We start from the raw sequence: 17034 nt of genomic DNA on the forward strand, positions 1-17034 counted from the left end.
GGGCTCGTCGTCGACGCCCTCGCGGCGTCGCCGGCGTTTCACGCCGGCTTCCAGCGGGACCGACGGTCCCGCCCGGCTCACGCGCTTCCGCGTCGAACTCGGCCATCTCGAAGTATCTACGAGCGCATACAGAGCCGCTCGCCCCGGAGTACGAGGCAACCATCAACCTGTGGCTGTCACGCATCGAAGGCACAGATCAGCTACCCAGAGATCCCAAGCACGACACAGGCGACGATGAACAACACGAACCGAACGATTATGTCCACGAATCCCATAGTGAGAAGTAAGTATGGCCGCCGAAAGTGACCAGCCCGAAATCCCCGATGAGATGTCCCCCGAGGAGGCGCGGCAGTATCTCATTCGGTTCCTCGGCCGGCAGGACCTCGACGAGCATGAGGAAATCTACAACGAACTCGCGACCGAGTAGGACTCTCTCCAAGCTGCGGGTTCTCCGTAGTACTGCAACAGTACCGTGGCTTCTCGTAGAGCGAGACCGTTCCAATCCGGAGCGAAAGCGAGATCGACGTATCGGTTTTCCCGTTCGCACTGGAACACGCACATGGACGTAACCGAGGACACGGTTCGAGATGTCTGCACGGACGCGGTCTTCGAACGTGGCGAACGATATCTTACTGAGGGCCGTATCCACGAAATGCACCGCGTCGACACCACCGTAACCGCCGCCGTGAGCGGCAGCCGTCAGTACGATGTCCGTGTTGACCTCGCCACCGACGGGTTTGCCCCGTGGTGTGATTGTCCGTACGACGGGCCGGGAGCGTGCAAGCACGTCGTCGCCGTGTTGCTTCGGTGTGTTGACGACCCACCGCCAGACGAAGGCGATCAGCTCGACGCCGCACTCGATGGCGTCGACGCCGACGAACTCCGCGCGTTCCTGCGTGACGAACTCGCGACCGATGCGGATCTCCGCGCCCGGTTTCTCGCCCGAGTCGGCGAGCCGACGAGACAGTCGGCTGACGAGCTTCGTGCCTCGATCGCCCGGCGGTTCGAAGAGACAAACCCTGAGTACCACGTTGTCTTCGAGCCCATCGACTTCACGCAGTGGTTCGATCTCGCGAACGAGTACCGCGAGCAGGAGCGGTACGCGTCGGCGGCGACCGTCTACCGGGCACTCGTCGAGTCGCTCGACGACAACATGGAGCGTGTCGACGGCGCGTACGACCACTTCTCGAGTGCGTTCAGTCGGGCACTCGACGGGTACGTCGACTGTGTCGCGGCCGCGGAGCGCGACGCTGATGCTGTCACTGACGCCATCGGGTTCCTCAATGAGCGGGCGACATCGGGAACGCCGTTCCTCGCGGAACACTTCGAGAAGGCTGCGGTCGAACTCCGGGAGAAGATGAACGAGCAACCCAGCAAGTAGCTGTGTCGCCCTCGATGACGCCCGCAAGTTCGAAAGCCACGAGAATTAGTTTGTGTCGCAGTCAGTCACATTGATCCGCTGTTCGCGAGCGGCTTCGACGTCGGAGTAGAGCGCCAACATGTGCTTGATGAGCCGGCGATCTTCCAGAGTCTCCTCCCACGTCTCGACGTCATAGATGACGATCACGTCGTCTTCGCGTACGAGTTCTCGAAGTCCGTCCTGTGTCACGTGCAGCGAACCTCGGACTGGCTGGTCCGGGTCGACCGGGCTGATGGGACGATCCTCTTCAGCCAGCCAGTAGAGGCGAGACGGCATTTCCGGAGTTGTTTGTCAAACCCCCGAGAGGGATGCGGGGCGATCAAACTGCCCCGAGATAGCGAATGACTTCTGAGCGACAGCACCCACGAAACCGTGGTATCGATCGTCGAACGTCTGGGGAGTCAAACGAACTCAGTACATTGCCGCCGAGACGACCGGCCAGCTCTTCAGGAAGTGTCATTACGACGAACGGCTCTGCTGGCACGAACAGACGATGTCTCGGCAGGACGTACGTGATGAACTAATCAATCGCCTCGCACGACCCGCGTCACTGGCGACGAATCAGAGTCATCCCCATCCTGTTGAGGGACCAGATACGTTCCAGGTGGAGCAAACGTGGCAACTGAGAACAGATCGATGGACCAGCAAGAGGTAATCTCCAGCCCTTAGTACTCGAGCCTGCTGTTGAATATCGATCACTGGCTCCAGTACGCATTACCTAGTACTTTCCACTCGACCGCGCCCCCAGCATCAGGGTACAAAATAATTCAGACAGACACTAAACTATTAGTTCATAGGAGTCATAAAGCGAGTAATGAGCGACCGATCACAGGTGTGGCCAGAAGAGATGGATAGTGCAGATCGTGTCAGGCATGTCGCCTTGACGCGAACGACACCACGGAATGCTGGCTGGATCGCCGAAGAGGCGGATGTCTCGAGAGATACGGCCGTTAAATACCTTGATCGAATGGCTGATCAAGGAGATCTCGAGGCCATTGAAACAGCTGACGGCACATGCTACAAGCCCGATGAGATTACGCAATTCCTCCGTGAAGTTCGGTCCCTTGCTGAAGAGCAGTCAGTCGACGAACTCACCAATGAACTGCGTACGATTGGTGAGGAAATCGACTCGTGGAAGTCAACGTACAATGTTGAATCTCTCGAAAAACTTCGACAGAGCATTGGACGTGAGGATCTGTCGGCTGACGATCGACGCGAGCGCCTCGAAGTGATCGAAGAATGGGAATACAACATTCAGGTGCGTGAAGCACTTCAGCTTGCGATCAGCCTTCAGAGTTCGCTAACGCGACTCGATGCAGACCCGCGTCTCGCAAATCGTGGTTCAGACACGCTTCCCCAAGAGGGCTAGGGAAAGATGGTACTCTTTCTTGCTGGTGGCCGAGGATTCACTCGGCGCGAAGGACTTCGTCGCCTCAAAGAACGACTGGAAAAAGAACCGGGGCTTTCTGATGTTCGGTATCGTCCATCTCGACTCCGGCCTCGATCTGTCGTTGCTGACGTTGAGACTGAGATATTCTTAGGCGAAGAATTCCCACGGCAGCAGGCCACCTTCGAGGTCACATGGCGGCCACGTGCCGACATTGACGTTCAGCGTGTGCAGTGGGCTGATGACGTAGTCAGCCTGGGGTGGCACAAAGACGATGATCATGAAGAACTTGGGACAACCCATTTCCAGATCGAGACCGATGAGGAATTAACCCACGAACCAGGGTATCTCGAAGCAGAAGCGCCGCTAAGCTTTCTGGAAACCTGTCTTCAGCGACTTCCTCTAAAACTCGAGGAGACGATTCCAGAGTGAACTCGGTTACTCCCAATCGAATGGGTGCTTAATATCTGTATGCACCTTCTGATACGGTCCCTCTGACCGCACTTCCAGCAGTGAGTTTATCGGCGCCATGAGGCATGAGGCGCGCTCAACAGTGAGCCGCCATGTGATTGACAATGACTGATCCGAATCCGATTGACGACACTGCAGACGATTACAGCCGGTTCGAAGCCAGACTCGTTGCCCGTGATCAGGATGCAACTCGCGTCGTGACAGCAGATCTCGGCGAGACAACCGCCCGTCAGCTCGTGACTGAACTCATCGATAACGGTGTGGTAATGCCGGTCCCTGGCAAGCGGGTATTCATCCACGAGCCAAGTGAGACTGCCTTTGACTCGAGCACTCAGCTTGCTGTCTTCCATCAAGGCTGGACGGCTGCTCGCAACGCCGACGAGGTGCGTGAGTGATGCAGCAGACGCTCGCTGGCTGTGCCTTCTGCGACGCCCTGCCTGGCACCGAGGCCGGTGAGGCACATACGTGGGGAAAAGATGAGCGAGTCTCTCACCCCATCTGTGTCGACTGCGCTATCCAGGCGGAGCCGGACCCTAGCGACCGCGATCACTGCACCTGTGACGGCTGTGGGCTCGTCGTCGACGCGCTTGCAGCCCTCACGCGATTCCGAGTCGAACTCGGCCATCTCGAGGGCTCGCTACAGCTGTGTGCGCGATGTAGTCCGAGTGGGCCAGCCACCTACTGGACGCGTGATCTCGAGGAGCACCTCATCACGACGCCGACAAAGTGAATAACAGAGTTTGACCTGCCTTCAGACGTGAGTGTGCTTCTCTAGTAACAAACACCCAAAATAGCTATACACCCACGCTACCAACAGTAATCTATGTCGAGCGGCACCATCGATATCGACGAGTTCGAGAACGCCGACGACGACGAATTCGAGGAACGAAACGACACCGAGCGGATCGTGCTATTCCTCGATGAGAACGACGACCGGGCGTGGAAGGCGGCGACGATCGCTGACCAACTCGAACTGGATACGGACGCCGTCAGTGCCATCCTCTCGCGACTGAAGGAACGAGGTCTTGTGCGGCACAAGCGCCCGTACTGGGCGATCACAGACAACGAAGACCGGCTTCGAGCCGCCTACCGGCTTCATCAGCACCACCAGACTGCAGACGAGCAGTACGGCGAAGAAAATCTCGAGGAGTTGAAAACTGACGAGATGGAGGAAGTGCAGTGACCGCGTTCGATGAACTGGAACGCGGCGACATCATCTGGGGGACCGATCCGCTCTCGGACAAAGGCCGTCCGATGCTTGTTCTAGGAACACCTCGGTTCCCGAACCACGGCGTACAGCTGATCACCGTCCTGATCTCCACGAAGACCTACCATGAGGAGTCACTCACGCTCCACGACGACGACTACGAAGGCGAGCCACTCGGGGAACGAAGTCACGTCCTTCCGTGGTCGCTCGCAACCCTCAACAGTGCGACAGAGGTGGAATTCCATATGACCGCTCTCGTTGACGAACGGACCGAGGACGTGGCCACACAGTTAATCAGCTACATTTCTTCTTGAGCGAACCGTGCTGTCGTCGACGTGAGGGGAGCGTGGCTCACACTGTACACACGATAAATGCTAAGTGGACTGGCTCACAATGTACACATAATGAGTAGCGACAAAAAGCGCGTTCAGTTCCGGGCGCCCCACCGACTTATCGACCGGACCGACGCCCTTGCAGACGTCCTCGGGGAAGACCGGACGGATATCCTCGTGACTGCGCTGCGAGAGTACCTTCAAGAGGCGACCCATGACGACGCGCTCACGCAGGAAATCGCGGCCGCCTACTACGACGACGAGATCGCCTTCGAGCAACTCAAAGCGCTCGTCGGTGCCGAAGAGGCGGCGAACCTCCGAGTGTTGAAACAGCAACTGGACGAAGACTTCATCGACGAGGTCGCCGACGCATAAATGTCGACGCTCGTCGCTGACGCCTCCGCCCTCGTGAGTCTTGGAGTCGTTGCTGACGATAACCCCGATCCACTCGCGCTCTGCTTGTCCTGCTACGAGGTTGTCGTCCCAATGGCAGTCATCGAGGAACTCCGGGAGATCGCCTCATACGATGACGTGCATGGTCGCGGGGCAACGACCGTCCTCGACCGAACTAAGACGCTCGAGGTACGATCAGTCGATCTCGACGCCGAATTTCCGCTTGATGACGGCGAAAACGCTGCTGTCACCCTCGCGAATGACCTCGACGCCACACTATTGCTCTGTGATGAGTTCAATCAACTCGGTCTGGTCCACGCCTCGCTTGCCGATACCCGGCTCGTCACGACGCCAACGCTGCTCTCAGTACTCGTTCGCACCGAACAGCTGTCAGCTGCCGATGCTCGTGCTATTCTCGACGAGATCAGCGATGCCCGCAGCTGGGACGCAAACAGCTACGTGCAACGTGCCCGGTCACTGCTCGAGGAGCCCTGACACCGACGCTGTCGCCCATCGGTTCTCAGTCACCGCCTAGAACCCGTCCGTACCTGGGCCCCTGTTCGGCGCAGACCCTGTGCAAGTCTGTCTCGCCGTTCCCACATCTTCAACATACGAGAAATTTCTAAGGTGTCACTTGCTCTCGGAACTTTCATCAGCAGATACACTCACATTCATATATGTACGATCTCACTGCATTCCAACGTGACATCTTGTACGTGATTGCTGGCCAGAGCAACCCACATGGGCTCGCGATCAAAGACGAACTCGAGGAGTACTACGAGAACGAGATCAACCACGGGCGACTGTATCCGAATCTCGACGACGTCGTCGACAAAGGGCTCGTCGAGAAAGGAGAAGCCGACAAACGAACGAACTACTACACGATTACAGCGCGTGGTCAACGCGAACTCGAGGCCCGGCGAGAGTGGGAAAATCAGTACGTCGGTGAGCTACTCTCGAGTACAGAGTGAGACGGCCCTGACCACTGAGCGTGCGCGCTAGATCTGATCTCCCGAGTACTCTATTACAACCATAGTTTCAGGATGGCGTGAATGGAACGAGAGTCAGCTAGTGGTATAAAGAATCGACTAGTTGGATTACCTTACACCTACGTACGTGTAGAATAACAAATATCATCTCGCCTGAATGGCTGGGCCATGGACGACCTTACAGGATTCCAACGAGACCTGCTGTACGTGATCGTGGGCGCTGACAAGCCATCTGGACAGGATGTTAAAGACGAGATCGAGCAGTACTACAGTTCAGAGATCAATCATGGTCGGCTATACCCGAATCTCGATACGGTCGTGAATAAGAAACTCGTCGAGAAAGGACAACTCGACAGGCGCACAAACTACTACGCAATTACAGACGAGGGAGAGCAAGCGATCGAGGATCGTTATGAGTGGGAATCCCAGTACATCGACTAATCGAAATCGGAAGCGATCTGGATTCTTGCTTTGCCCTCCCGAATCGGTAAGTACAGGGGATACACATACCAGTGCACAACTCAATCTAGTGCTTCATCAACGAGAAACCGATAGACCCCTATATAGAAAATCTGTCACAAGCGTCTAAAAGTCACGACTGAAGCTCTACGAGCGCCTTGATAAGTTTCACTTCCGCTTTCTGGAGGTGTTCACTGACCGTGTTGGCCGCGCACCCAAGCTCTTCGGCTAATTCTGCGTGAGTTGTCTCCCGGGGATGCTGATAGTACCCGTGTTCGAACGCGGTAAAAACCGCCTCACGCTGCCGATTGCTCAGCTCAAAAAATGGGTCCGTCCGTTGCGACGGACGTGACCCAATGTTCTCGATCGTCACGTCGATAGTCCGTGGTGCGGCGTCAACCGCGGTTTGCAGTGCCGAAGCGTCTCCCACCACCTCACCTCTTGTTTCGAAGTCGCTGTACACGACTGGAGACCTGACGAGCAACCCCGCTCGCGCCGTCAACACGAGAAACGTTCTAAAGAATGGGAGTGCGTCGGGATTCGCCGTGACCAACACGTACCCCGAACCACCGGTAGAAGTGGGTGCCGCGACATCCTCGATTCCATCGGTGCCACGCGCTGCATCAACGAACACACTCGTGTCACCGTCAACGTCGTACAGAACAGTTGCTAGGTCCTCTGCTGCAAGATTCCAGTCAACGAGCCGCAGTTGCGAGATCGCTGACGACTCCGTCACCGTGGCGTAAAATGACGGAAGGACTGTGGGAGCCAGCGTCGCTGAAACCTGAAGTCGAGTCAACGACATCGGCAGAGCGTACCTCTCGTTTCACCAGCTCTGTTTAAAAATCCCATGACAATACTCGGCAGAAGGCTCACCGGACGACCCCTCTTACCTCCAATTATGACGCCAGATGCCGCTGAGTTGGGAGACAACACTGAGGTTGCGGTCAACGACGCGGATCTCGTAGTACACGACGCAGTGGTTGTGACTGTAGACGAAGATAACAGAATCTACCGAAACGGCACGGTTGTAGTCGAAGACGGTGTCCTCACCGACGTGCGAACGACACGAGACGGTGACCGAGACTGTGACGCTGACCGTGTCATCGACGGCGAGGGTACCCTCGTGATGCCGGGACTCGTCAACGCACACACCCACCTGGAGCTGACGCCATTGATCGGCGCGTTCAGTGACCTCGACCTATTGGAGATGATGAGCGGGATGACCGCCATTTTCGGTCACATCGCTGACGGCGAATACGACTACCTTACCGACGCGGGATACGAACTCGCCGCACTCAACTTCCTCGCAGGCGGTGTCACGACCGTCAACTCGATGGACGTCCGTCCCAGCGGGGGCGCAGAGACGTTCGGCGAGGCTGGCCTCCGCGGATTCTTTGGGATGGCGCTCTCCGATCTCTTCTGGGACGTCCCGGTCGATAAGCAGTTCGAACGCGCCCGCGAGTTTATTGACCAGTACCACGGCGCGTACGACGGCCGCATCCGGGCAACGATCAATCCCCATGATGACTGGTCGTGTACACGAGCGCTGTGGGAGCGTACTGCCGCCCTCGCTGACGAATATCCTGATCTACTCGTTCACACGCATCTGCTCGAACTGGAGGCGAGTAATACGATGGCGCGGTCAAATGGTGCCGAGGACTCGCTCGACCTGCTTGACGACATCGGCCTCCTTGACGATCGGCTGGTGGCCGCTCACTTCCGGCTGGCCAACAACGAGGATATCCAGCGAACTGCTGACGCGAACGCGTCGGTTGCACACTGCCCGTCGATTTTCGCGTACTGGAACACGGACGGCGACGTGCAGTGGACGCCTGTGCCGGAGCTTCGGGACGCGAGTGTCGATGTTGGGCTGGGCATCGACGACCATTACTGGCACGACTCCTACAGCCTGTTCGGCGAAGCGCGGCAGGCCCGGCTCGCAGCTAATCTCAAACGGTCAACGGGGCAGTACCACTCGATGGAGCTGGTGCGGATGCTCACCATCGAAGGGGCAGCGGCACTCGGAATTGATGACGAGGTCGGGAGTCTCGAACCCGGGAAGTGCGCCGACGTCATTGTGCTCGACATCGAGAAGCCGAAGTTCATCCCCATGACCAACATCCCGGCACAGATCGTCAACAACGCGGTACCCGCCGACGTGAAGACAGTCATCGTGGACGGTGACGTGCTGATGCGAGACGGTGATGTGAAAACAATGGATGCCGACGCCGTGCGTGAGCAGGTCGAATCTGCGGTTGAGCGTTTCGAGTCGGAGACGGACTGGGAACTCGGGGTCGGCGGGAGTGTCCCGCCGAGTAAGTTGAATGTTGCCCACGACCTGCCGAAGCGCGGCCCCAGTCAGTTGCTCGGACGGCTCGCGTTCCAGTCGGCCAAGGATCAATTCCCATTCTGAGAGGGTTCATAGAACTGCCTCAGGAGAGGAGAGGCGCGTACCGGTGGCATTCGGCGGCCAGTGGTATCTAGATGCCGAAGATGTGATTCACCGCATCAGATTCTCCGATAGTCCGCTGGATTGCTAAGTACGCAGGTGTACATAGCAAACCACTGGATCTCTTTCCAGACGTTCTAGTACAGGGACGATACGGTCAATTCAAATAACGTGAAGGGAGCGGTGGCCCCTCAACCACTCCCTTGGCCCCAACCTTCTCAGAGGGGTTGCCACTATGTGATACTGTATTAAGCCTTAAAACGGCTATGCGACTGAGTGAAACCCCGCTATCTGTTCAATAAGCAGAGCCATTTGTCGGCCGATTCATCGAGAAGTAGAGGTAATTAACCTCATGAGAAGTGGTCTGTGACACACTCTATCAAAACTACTAGCCATGTGATGACTTCACTGAACGGGAAGATTTAGGACTCAGTGCTTCGTTCTGATCGACATGTCTCTCCTCTTCGAGAGTGCGATCGGCAAGTTCGACCTCTCGAGTGCTGCCCTCCATTCACCGGCAGACGAGACGTTCGAACCGGTGCGTGATGACCCCATTCCAATCGATGGGATCGTTGAATATGCGAGCTACCACGACCAACTCGTACATCCCGAGAAAGACGACTGGATTGTGGTTCCACTCCATGCGCGCAATAGCGCAGCACTCTCGGGCGAATATCTCGCCTTCACAGAACACGCACTCCATGGCGATGTTTTCATCTACGATGATGGCGGCGACTATGCTTCGGTCGATCAAGACACGTTTGCCGTCTCATCGCTAGCCAACCGGGTACGCTTCTGGCACTCCGATTACGCGCCTGACGATCCGCCGTCGTACTCCGACTCTCCCATTGCAGAGCGGGAACCACCGCGAAATCCGCTTTCTGACGACAACGACACGGACACCTTCTTTGACGAACTCGAGTCGTTTGTCCAAGCGGAGATGGATGCCCAACGTGATGAAAACCGAGCAAAAGCAGCCGCGTCAACGCCCGAATCACTCCGTGCCGAGGGGTTCAGTGCGATTCCATCGCTTGCATCCCTTGGCCACCCAGAAGATGGTGTCTACCGATTCAGAATCGATGACGGGCAAGTAGATCGGCAGCATGACACGTATCGAGTCGTCCAGAGCGAATTCCGGATCTTCGAAGGAAACGAAGTGCTCCTACACCCACCAAGTAAAGAACACTCACCAGACGTGTTCCCGATTCCAGCGACAGTCGATGCGATCGAGGGACTAACCGTCAGTCTCGCTATCGACTGGTATACGATCGAGAACCGGTCGGCTGTCGGTGCGTTCCTCCGCCAGAAGCGACGGGATTTTGCGCTCACTCAACTGTTAAATCCCGTTCCGTACGAGCGCGAACTTGCTGCGATTACGCGCGTTCGCGAGCGTGATGATCAACGCGCGCTCTTGACAGGCGACACAGCAGTCACCTTCGGGGACACGGCTGGTGTCAAGAGTAGTCAGCAAGATGTCGAACTGAATCAAGAACAGGAGCTTGCAGTGTCCTGTGCACTCCTTGCTGATCACCTCTTCTGCATTCATGGACCACCAGGCACAGGCAAGACGCGAACGCTCGTCGAAGTCGTCAGACGGTCAGTCGAGGCTGGGGACGACGTCCTCGTCTGTGCCGATTCGAACCAAGCAGTCGACAATCTCGTTGCTGGCTCGAGTACAGCGACTGAGACCGACGACCGATCACTGCACGCCCATGCACAACACGGTGCCGGTGAGTTCGTACTCCGACGCGTGAACGCCAGCAGATCATCAAATGAAGTCGTTAGCACCCAGTATGCTACCTGCGACGGACTAGCCGATGTCGTCGCAGCGACGAACAGCAGCGCAGCGACCCTCGAGCGAGAGTTCGACGTGCTCGTCCTCGACGAGGCGACACAGGCGACATGCACCGCCTCGTGTATTCCACTTGCGCGAGCGGACAAAGTGATCCTCGCAGGCGATCACAAGCAATTGCCGCCATTCAGTGCAACCGAGGAGCCGCCAGAGTCTGCAGCCGGTCTCTCCCTGTTCGAACACCTCTACGCTGACGGCGGTATTTACGAGGGTGTCGGTATCCAGCTCCGAACGCAGTACCGGATGCATCGCGATATCGCCTGGTTTCCGAACAGCCGCTTCTACGACCGGGCCCTGCGGCAAGGGCGTGACGTTACCGCACTTGAGGACCGTCCGGCGTTCGTCAGCTATGATATCGGTGGGAGCGAGGAGACGATCGATCACTCCAAGCGCAACGACGCAGAGGTGCGACTCGTTGCCCATATCGTCGGCGAACTGCTCGCCGATGCAGATCTCAGCCCATCCGAAGTCGGCGTCATTACGCCATACACGGCCCAGGCTAACGCTATTCGAAAGAAGTTAGCGAGACATATTGATTCTGGAAGGGACATCACGGTCGACACGATCGACTCCTTCCAAGGAAGCGAAAAGGTCGCAATCGTAATTTCGTTAGTTCGAAGTAACGCAGCAGGCGAGACAGGTTTCCTCGGGCGTCCAATTGACGGTCCTCGGCGATTGAACGTCGCGATGACTCGCGCCCAGCGGTTCTGTGCGATCGTCGGCGACTGGTACACGTTACGCTCATCCCCAGACGGCACCGACGAAAACACTGGCCTGTACGACGATCTCTACTCATTCCTCGAGAGCACCGGGAGACTACGTCAAGTCGAACCAGAGTTCATTCCTGTTCCCAAGTGACCGCACGGTTCGGTTTCTGTGGTGCCACATGGGTGGACACCATGACAGATCATCCGACGTTATCGGAGTTCACCACGAACGAAGCAACTGACTCGAGGCCGGCCAGTCAGCCATCGACTGATGAGACCGTGACGATGACCGCTGACGAGCGGGTCGCAACGTACCTCATCGAAGACCAAATGGCGGATCTCACAGACGCGATTCGCGAAGCTGTCCAAAACGGCATCGACAGTCCTGGGTCATCCCGTGTGCTGGTCAGCATCTCACCCGAGCGGTCGATCATCTTCGATGACGGTGCTGGTGTCGATCTCGAGTCGACCGAAGGGCGGCGTAACCTCTCAGTACTCGGCGCGGGAAGCAAGCAACGATCGGACGACGAGACAATCGGCGAGTGGGGAATCGGCAAGGGTGCGATCATCGCGAAAGGTGCCGTTCGAATCTGGAGTCACGACACCGCACTGTGTTTCGATTATCGCAATCGACGCGATTCGAGGCCGTGGGAAGACGTCAGCGGTCGTGACGGCCAGCTCGTGGATGCTGAGCATCATCTCGAGGGGATGCTCGTCGAGATCGATCACTACGAAGACGAAGTGCCGGACCCGGACAGCTACCGGTGGCGGCGCTACGTTCGCGATCTTCGCAAGCGCTTCGCGTACGTGCAGTCTCGAACGGGCGTCTCGGTCGTGATCAACGGCGAATCGGTCGACAACGGCGATCCACTCGAGGCAGTGGCTGACTCGCCACACCCGTCGCTCACACGCGAAACTGAGGATGCGATCCTTGCACTCGAGTACACACCCCACGAGGGACTCGATATCTACAGCAATGGGCTGTACGTGACGACGAAACGCGAGTACGGACTCGGCGGAGTCGTCGTCTCGAAGGGGAACTTGACGCTGAATTTTGCGCGAAACGATATCCAGTCCGGCTGTGATCGATGGCAGCGGATCGATTACGCACTCGAGCAGGCACGTGACGACCTGTATACGGATGTCTCGGACGATCGGCTGACTGCCGAGAGTCGAGAAGTGATGATCGAAGCGATGGCGTCCGAGTCATCGGACGAGCAGTGGGCCGATCGCAAGCTATTCCAGTTGGCAACGGAGTCCCGGATCAGCCTCGAGGAGATCCAGACGGCCCCGAAAATTGGGTGGGTCGACGGTGCCGAAAAAGGCGCGGACAAACTCGTCGAGCGTGGCTACGTCGTCCTCGATACAAGTGATTCGGCAACTCAACGGCTTCGTGATCTCGCTACTGACGAGGACACATCGATAACGGTGCCAGAGACGTTCGATGTTGGCGAACAAGCCGAGTCAGAAGGTGTCTGGACAGGCTATCATCGCATCGAGGATGAATCGCAGTTGAACGCTGATCAGCGGCGGTATCTTCGCTTCGCTCGAGTGCTCGCAAAGGAGCTTGGGATTGAACGAGATGTGTACTATGGCGAGGCAAGTGCCGATGCCTGGACTGACGGTAGGACGTACATCGTGATCACCGACTCAGCAGTGACGAGCCGCCAGCGTGCAGTCTGGATGCACGATCTATATCTCGTGGTGTTGCACGAAGCCGCTCACGAAACCTCGAGTCGGGATCGACCCTCACACGGGCATCACTTCGAGAGTTCGTATCGGTCGCTCGTTGAGGAACCAGGAAATCGAAGTTCGTTCGCTGAACTCGTCCAGCAGATCGTCGACGAAGGATTCGAGTCCGTGTTTGATGAGTATGAGGTAGATATCCAGCAGAGTGAAGGCGACTCCTCTGGCCAATTTCGATAATGGGGCGGCGAGGTGGAAGATCGACTCGAGTCGAGTGCAGTGGCTCGAGTTCGGCATAGTGCGTTGATCTATCGATACGCAGGATAGCTCTTCGAAGAGCCGTCAACACTGCTCTTCTGGGGATGTGATCCGAAGTTCGTTCTCGACTTCGTAGAAGTAGCCTCGTTCGAGGAGGCGAGTAAGTGCGTGCTCGACGTCCCGTTGCTCGAGTGCCAACTCTACATCGGAAGTCAGCACGTTTCGATCACCAACTACGACGTGGAGACAATCCAGGAAGTACCGCGATCACGGTGTAAGAAGACTTCTATCCTAGAAGAGCGAGGGCGAGTACCCCGACCCACCGTGGTCGGGGGTGAAGCCCGACACTCGGACAACCTATCAACCGTGCTCCATACCTTTACAAGACCGCAGTACGACGATTAGGGTATGCAGAAGTCGCTGACCAAAACACTCGTCTTCCAACTTCAACCCGACGAGGACGGTCAGCGACTTCTGGATGACGCCTTCCTTGAAGCCCGGCGCGTGTACAACGAAACGATCCGGCGAGCGAAGAACGGTGAGGACTGGGATGAGATTCGGCAGGACTTGGAGTCTGACGCCAACCTCGTGAACAACACCGCTCAGCTCGTCGTACAGAAATCGCTGGAAGCGATGGAGAATTACTACGAGTACGACGACTATAACCAACCCAGCCACACCAAAGACGGTGCATACCCGCTCCGGTCGAACTACGAGGAAGGCTACAACCTGTTCCTCGAAGACGACTGCATCCGCTATCGGGTCAGTGCGAAACCGTACAACCCGGTGAAGGGGACACTCAGTGGCTCGCTCGACTCTCTTGAACAACTTCGCCAAGCTATCCAATCCGATGAGTGGCGTGTTGGAACGGCGGAAGCGATACAGCGGAATGGGAACTACGAACTCCACATCAACATCACCCACACCGAAACCGAAGTCCAAGACAAAGCGGAGTCACGAACAGTGGTTGGTGTGGATATTAACGAGGACTGCGTTGCTCTCGCTGCCCTCTACGAGAACGACATTGGTGACTCGGTGATCATCGACTTCCCTGAAATCAAGAAAGAACGGCATCGGTACTTCACGATGCGAAAGCGGATGCAGAACGCTGGGAAGTCGTCATTTGACCGGGCGTTCGAGCAGAGGGAGGAACGGTTCGTTCACGACCAACTCCACAAAGTCTCTCGACGAGTCGTGGAGTGGGTGTCACGGTTTGAGACCCCCGTCATCGTCTTTGAAGACCTCAAAGAGATGCGGGACTCGATTGACTATGGTATCCGGATGAACCGTCGCCTCCACTCACTTCCGTTCCGCAAACTTCGGGAGTTCATCACGTACAAAGCCGCGTTCCAAGGCATCCCGAGCGAGGAGATTAACCCTGAATACACGAGTCAGGCGTGTTCACTTACAACGTGCGAGCATACGACTCGTGCAAACCGGAACAAGAAGCGATTCAAGTGTGTAGAGTGTGGCCGCCAAGACCATGCTGACCGGAACGCGGCCATCAACATCGCCAAGAAAGAATTGGAGAAACTGGATAGGAATGTGCCTGCTCTCAAGACACTTCCCACTGTGCGGAAGTTGCGACGGCAGGCATCGGGCTGTGTGGACCAGCCGACCGTGACCCACGACACCGCCAGAGGTCATCATGCCGATGGTGTCGCGGGTGTGTCAGACTAATCCACGGGAAGCCACGGGCCACCGCGCCCGTGGCGGTTCACTTCGGGGCGCTGAACTCGCCGGTGTAGCAATCGCTCTTACTGGGGGGCTTTCTCCTCGATTCTCCGTAATGTGCAAGCTCTGTGCATACGCCGAAACCGTTATCCGACTATGTGCAAAACTTGCACATACAATGAGCGCAAGCGACGATCCGCGGCGGGTTCACTTCCAGTCGCCGGAGTATCTCGTCGACCGGCTCGATGCCATCGCCGATCTCTTCGACAAAGACCGGACGGATCTCCTCGTCGATGCCATCCGAGAGTACATCGAAGACACTGCCGACAGCGAGACGTTTCAGGAATTAGTTGCGACGAAGTACTACAACGACCAACTCGAGTTCGAGACGGTGAAGCAACTGGTGGGCGCCGAGACCGCCCAGCGACTCCGCCTCCTCAAAGCGGATCTCGAGGACGAACCACTCGATCTCGCTGCCCCCGATGACGTCGACGTCTACGAAGGGGATGTGACGACGGTCGACGACGATCGATGAGCGGTCCACGACTGCGAACAGTCGTCGCCGACACGAGTGCGCTCGTCAGTCTCGCGGTGCCCCGTGCGGATGCAGCCATCGGTACCGATGTTCCCGACCCGTTCCAATACCTGCTCACCTCCTGTGACGTGGTCGTCTCTCCGGAAGTCGTCGCAGAACTCCGCGACATCACGCAGTATCAGGACATCCACGCCGCAGCCGCGAGTAACGTCCTCGCGGCCCGTGGCCACTACACGGTCGAAGATCCGTATGCGCGCGAGGACACCCCGGACGCGCGACCGACGTTCGGCCTCGATGACGGCGAAACTGATTGTATTGTCCTCGCGAACGCACTCGACGTCGACGGCTTTCTCACCGACGAATTTGGTGGCACGAACTTCCCACTGATTCACGCTGTACTCCAGGGGCCGCGTATCGTCCCGACACCGCGACTTATCTGTGACTACGCCCGGAACGGCCATCTGACCCACGAGGAGGCGCGAACGCTACTTAGCGTGATCAGCCCCCACCGGAGCTGGGACAACAGCCCGTACGTCGCCCAGTTAGTCGCACTTCTGGAAGAGTAGGTTCAGTCAGCTTCGAGGTCACGAGCGTCAAGTTCGCCAGTGAGATACTGCTCACCCTGACGAGTGATATCGTAGACGCCGTTGCCGAGGTGGACGAGGAGTCCGTATTCGACCAGCGTCTTGCAGCGGGCATTGATGTGTTGGCGGGAGAAACGAACCCGATCGCTGTCCGCCATTTCCTTCGGGGTATCGGGGCCGGCTTCAGCGAGATGCTCGAGAATGCGGTCATCAGCGCGAGACATCCAGTCGGCGTCAAAGCGCATATTCTATCTGCTTGCGCTGCGATCATCTTATACTCGAAAAGTCAACTCTAAGATCGATGCGCTTCTATAGTTGACTTCAAATCTTTTAACAGCCTGTAATCAGAAGTGTTAGCCAGTTAATGAGTCCCGCTCCAACTGGGCACGACCCCTCGATTGATCTCGTTGTCGAACTCGTCGAGACGCTCGAAGCGGCTGGCCTTGATCGTGACGAGTACCGACTCTACGATTACGTCGATGTTGAGGCGCTCGAGCAGTTGCTCACCGGTTCAAATTCCGATGTCGAAGTTCGTGTCACCATCGCCGGCGTTCGAATTGCGGTGACGTCAACTGGTGTCGATGTTCTGCAAGATGGCTCCGCCAGCACGTTAGAGTAGAAGTCTATC

23 protein-coding genes and 1 pseudogene are annotated in these 17034 nt (G+C 57.1%); 21 read left to right on the forward strand and 3 right to left on the reverse strand.

Annotation, left to right across the window (positions count from 1 at the left end):
• Nucleotides 1-289: 289 nt before the first annotated feature.
• Nucleotides 290-427, forward strand: coding sequence for a hypothetical protein (locus NP511_RS21255; protein WP_162834910.1), 138 nt, complete (start codon nt 290-292; stop codon nt 425-427).
• A gap of 132 nt (nt 428-559) precedes the next feature.
• On the forward strand, nt 560-1381 hold the full coding sequence (locus NP511_RS21260; RefSeq protein WP_049967142.1) for an SWIM zinc finger family protein: 822 nt from the start codon (nt 560-562) through the stop codon (nt 1379-1381).
• Between the two features lie 45 nt (nt 1382-1426).
• Here NP511_RS21260 and NP511_RS21265 read toward each other — a convergent pair.
• Nucleotides 1427-1588: pseudogene (locus NP511_RS21265) on the reverse strand (DUF7342 family protein); the annotation flags it as partial.
• 250 nt (nt 1589-1838) lie between these two features.
• Here NP511_RS21265 and NP511_RS23060 point away from each other — a divergent pair.
• The 12 genes from NP511_RS23060 (at nt 1839) to NP511_RS21320 (ending at nt 6640) form a co-directional block, all read left to right on the forward strand.
• Nucleotides 1839-2075, forward strand: a complete 237-nt coding sequence (locus tag NP511_RS23060) for a DUF8030 family protein (protein WP_486642038.1) — start codon at nt 1839-1841, stop codon at nt 2073-2075.
• A 159-nt stretch (nt 2076-2234) separates the two neighbouring features.
• On the forward strand, nt 2235-2789 hold the full coding sequence (locus NP511_RS21270; RefSeq protein WP_084158370.1) for a DUF7342 family protein: 555 nt from the start codon (nt 2235-2237) through the stop codon (nt 2787-2789).
• Nucleotides 2790-2814: 25 nt separating this feature from the next.
• Nucleotides 2815-2961, forward strand: a complete 147-nt coding sequence (locus tag NP511_RS21275; RefSeq protein ID WP_162472658.1) for a hypothetical protein — start codon at nt 2815-2817, stop codon at nt 2959-2961.
• 74 nt (nt 2962-3035) lie between these two features.
• Entirely contained in the window at nt 3036-3239 is a 204-nt protein-coding gene (locus tag NP511_RS21280; protein WP_233274395.1) for a hypothetical protein, read from the forward strand.
• A gap of 143 nt (nt 3240-3382) precedes the next feature.
• Entirely contained in the window at nt 3383-3673 is a 291-nt protein-coding gene (locus tag NP511_RS21285) for a DUF8069 family protein (RefSeq protein WP_049967139.1), read from the forward strand.
• Nucleotides 3673-4008 (forward strand): DUF7558 family protein, encoded by a 336-nt coding sequence (locus NP511_RS21290; protein WP_049967138.1) that lies wholly within the window; start codon nt 3673-3675, stop codon nt 4006-4008. The genes NP511_RS21285 and NP511_RS21290 overlap by 1 nt, the downstream gene beginning before the upstream one ends.
• Nucleotides 4009-4101: 93 nt before the next feature.
• The gene (locus NP511_RS21295) at nt 4102-4461 is read left to right on the forward strand and encodes a MarR family transcriptional regulator (protein ID WP_006648268.1); all 360 of its coding nucleotides are present in this window, start codon (nt 4102-4104) and stop codon (nt 4459-4461) included.
• Nucleotides 4458-4799, forward strand: coding sequence for a PemK-like protein (locus tag NP511_RS21300; RefSeq protein WP_049967137.1), 342 nt, complete (start codon nt 4458-4460; stop codon nt 4797-4799). Before NP511_RS21295 ends, NP511_RS21300 begins: the two co-directional genes overlap by 4 nt.
• Before the next feature lie 90 nt (nt 4800-4889).
• Complete coding sequence (locus tag NP511_RS21305) at nt 4890-5192, forward strand: hypothetical protein (RefSeq protein WP_049967136.1); 303 nt, start codon at nt 4890-4892, stop codon at nt 5190-5192.
• Nucleotides 5193-5705: a PIN domain-containing protein gene (locus NP511_RS21310; RefSeq protein WP_049967135.1), complete on the forward strand. Its 513-nt coding sequence runs from the start codon at nt 5193-5195 to the stop codon at nt 5703-5705.
• A 182-nt stretch (nt 5706-5887) separates the two neighbouring features.
• Nucleotides 5888-6181, forward strand: a complete 294-nt coding sequence (locus NP511_RS21315; RefSeq protein WP_006648264.1) for a PadR family transcriptional regulator — start codon at nt 5888-5890, stop codon at nt 6179-6181.
• Between the two features lie 186 nt (nt 6182-6367).
• The gene (locus NP511_RS21320) at nt 6368-6640 is read left to right on the forward strand and encodes a PadR family transcriptional regulator (RefSeq protein ID WP_006648263.1); all 273 of its coding nucleotides are present in this window, start codon (nt 6368-6370) and stop codon (nt 6638-6640) included.
• Between the two features lie 151 nt (nt 6641-6791).
• Here NP511_RS21320 and NP511_RS21325 read toward each other — a convergent pair whose 3' ends face one another.
• Nucleotides 6792-7394, reverse strand: a complete 603-nt coding sequence (locus tag NP511_RS21325; protein ID WP_158413772.1) for a helix-turn-helix domain-containing protein — start codon at nt 7392-7394, stop codon at nt 6792-6794.
• 165 nt (nt 7395-7559) lie between these two features.
• On the opposite strand from NP511_RS21325, the gene NP511_RS21330 reads away from it, so the two are divergent.
• From NP511_RS21330 to NP511_RS21355, 6 genes are all read left to right on the forward strand, one after another.
• Nucleotides 7560-9074, forward strand: coding sequence for an amidohydrolase family protein (locus NP511_RS21330; protein ID WP_006648261.1), 1515 nt, complete (start codon nt 7560-7562; stop codon nt 9072-9074).
• A gap of 487 nt (nt 9075-9561) precedes the next feature.
• Entirely contained in the window at nt 9562-11820 is a 2259-nt protein-coding gene (locus tag NP511_RS21335) for an AAA domain-containing protein (RefSeq protein WP_049967134.1), read from the forward strand.
• 41 nt (nt 11821-11861) lie between these two features.
• Nucleotides 11862-13595 carry a sensor histidine kinase gene (locus NP511_RS21340; RefSeq protein WP_049967133.1) on the forward strand — a complete coding sequence of 578 codons (1734 nt, stop codon included), beginning with the start codon at nt 11862-11864 and terminating at the stop codon, nt 13593-13595.
• Between the two features lie 426 nt (nt 13596-14021).
• Nucleotides 14022-15293: an RNA-guided endonuclease InsQ/TnpB family protein gene (locus NP511_RS21345; protein ID WP_049967132.1), complete on the forward strand. Its 1272-nt coding sequence runs from the start codon at nt 14022-14024 to the stop codon at nt 15291-15293.
• Nucleotides 15294-15465: 172 nt separating this feature from the next.
• Nucleotides 15466-15822 carry a lipase chaperone gene (locus NP511_RS21350; RefSeq protein ID WP_049967131.1) on the forward strand — a complete coding sequence of 119 codons (357 nt, stop codon included), beginning with the start codon at nt 15466-15468 and terminating at the stop codon, nt 15820-15822.
• A complete protein-coding gene (locus NP511_RS21355; RefSeq protein WP_049967130.1) occupies nt 15819-16388 on the forward strand; it encodes a hypothetical protein in 570 nt (189 codons plus the stop codon). Before NP511_RS21350 ends, NP511_RS21355 begins: the two co-directional genes overlap by 4 nt.
• Before the next feature lie 2 nt (nt 16389-16390).
• On the opposite strand, the gene NP511_RS21360 is transcribed toward NP511_RS21355, so the two are convergent.
• Entirely contained in the window at nt 16391-16651 is a 261-nt protein-coding gene (locus tag NP511_RS21360) for a MarR family transcriptional regulator (protein WP_049967129.1), read from the reverse strand.
• Between the two features lie 119 nt (nt 16652-16770).
• Here NP511_RS21360 and NP511_RS21365 point away from each other — a divergent pair, with 119 nt between their 5' ends.
• Entirely contained in the window at nt 16771-17025 is a 255-nt protein-coding gene (locus tag NP511_RS21365) for a HalOD1 output domain-containing protein (protein ID WP_049967128.1), read from the forward strand.
• Nucleotides 17026-17034: the final 9 nt, after the last annotated feature.

The sequence above is a fragment of the Natrinema thermotolerans genome, from assembly GCF_031165565.1.
Taxonomy (GTDB): Archaea; Halobacteriota; Halobacteria; order Halobacteriales; family Natrialbaceae; genus Natrinema; species Natrinema thermotolerans.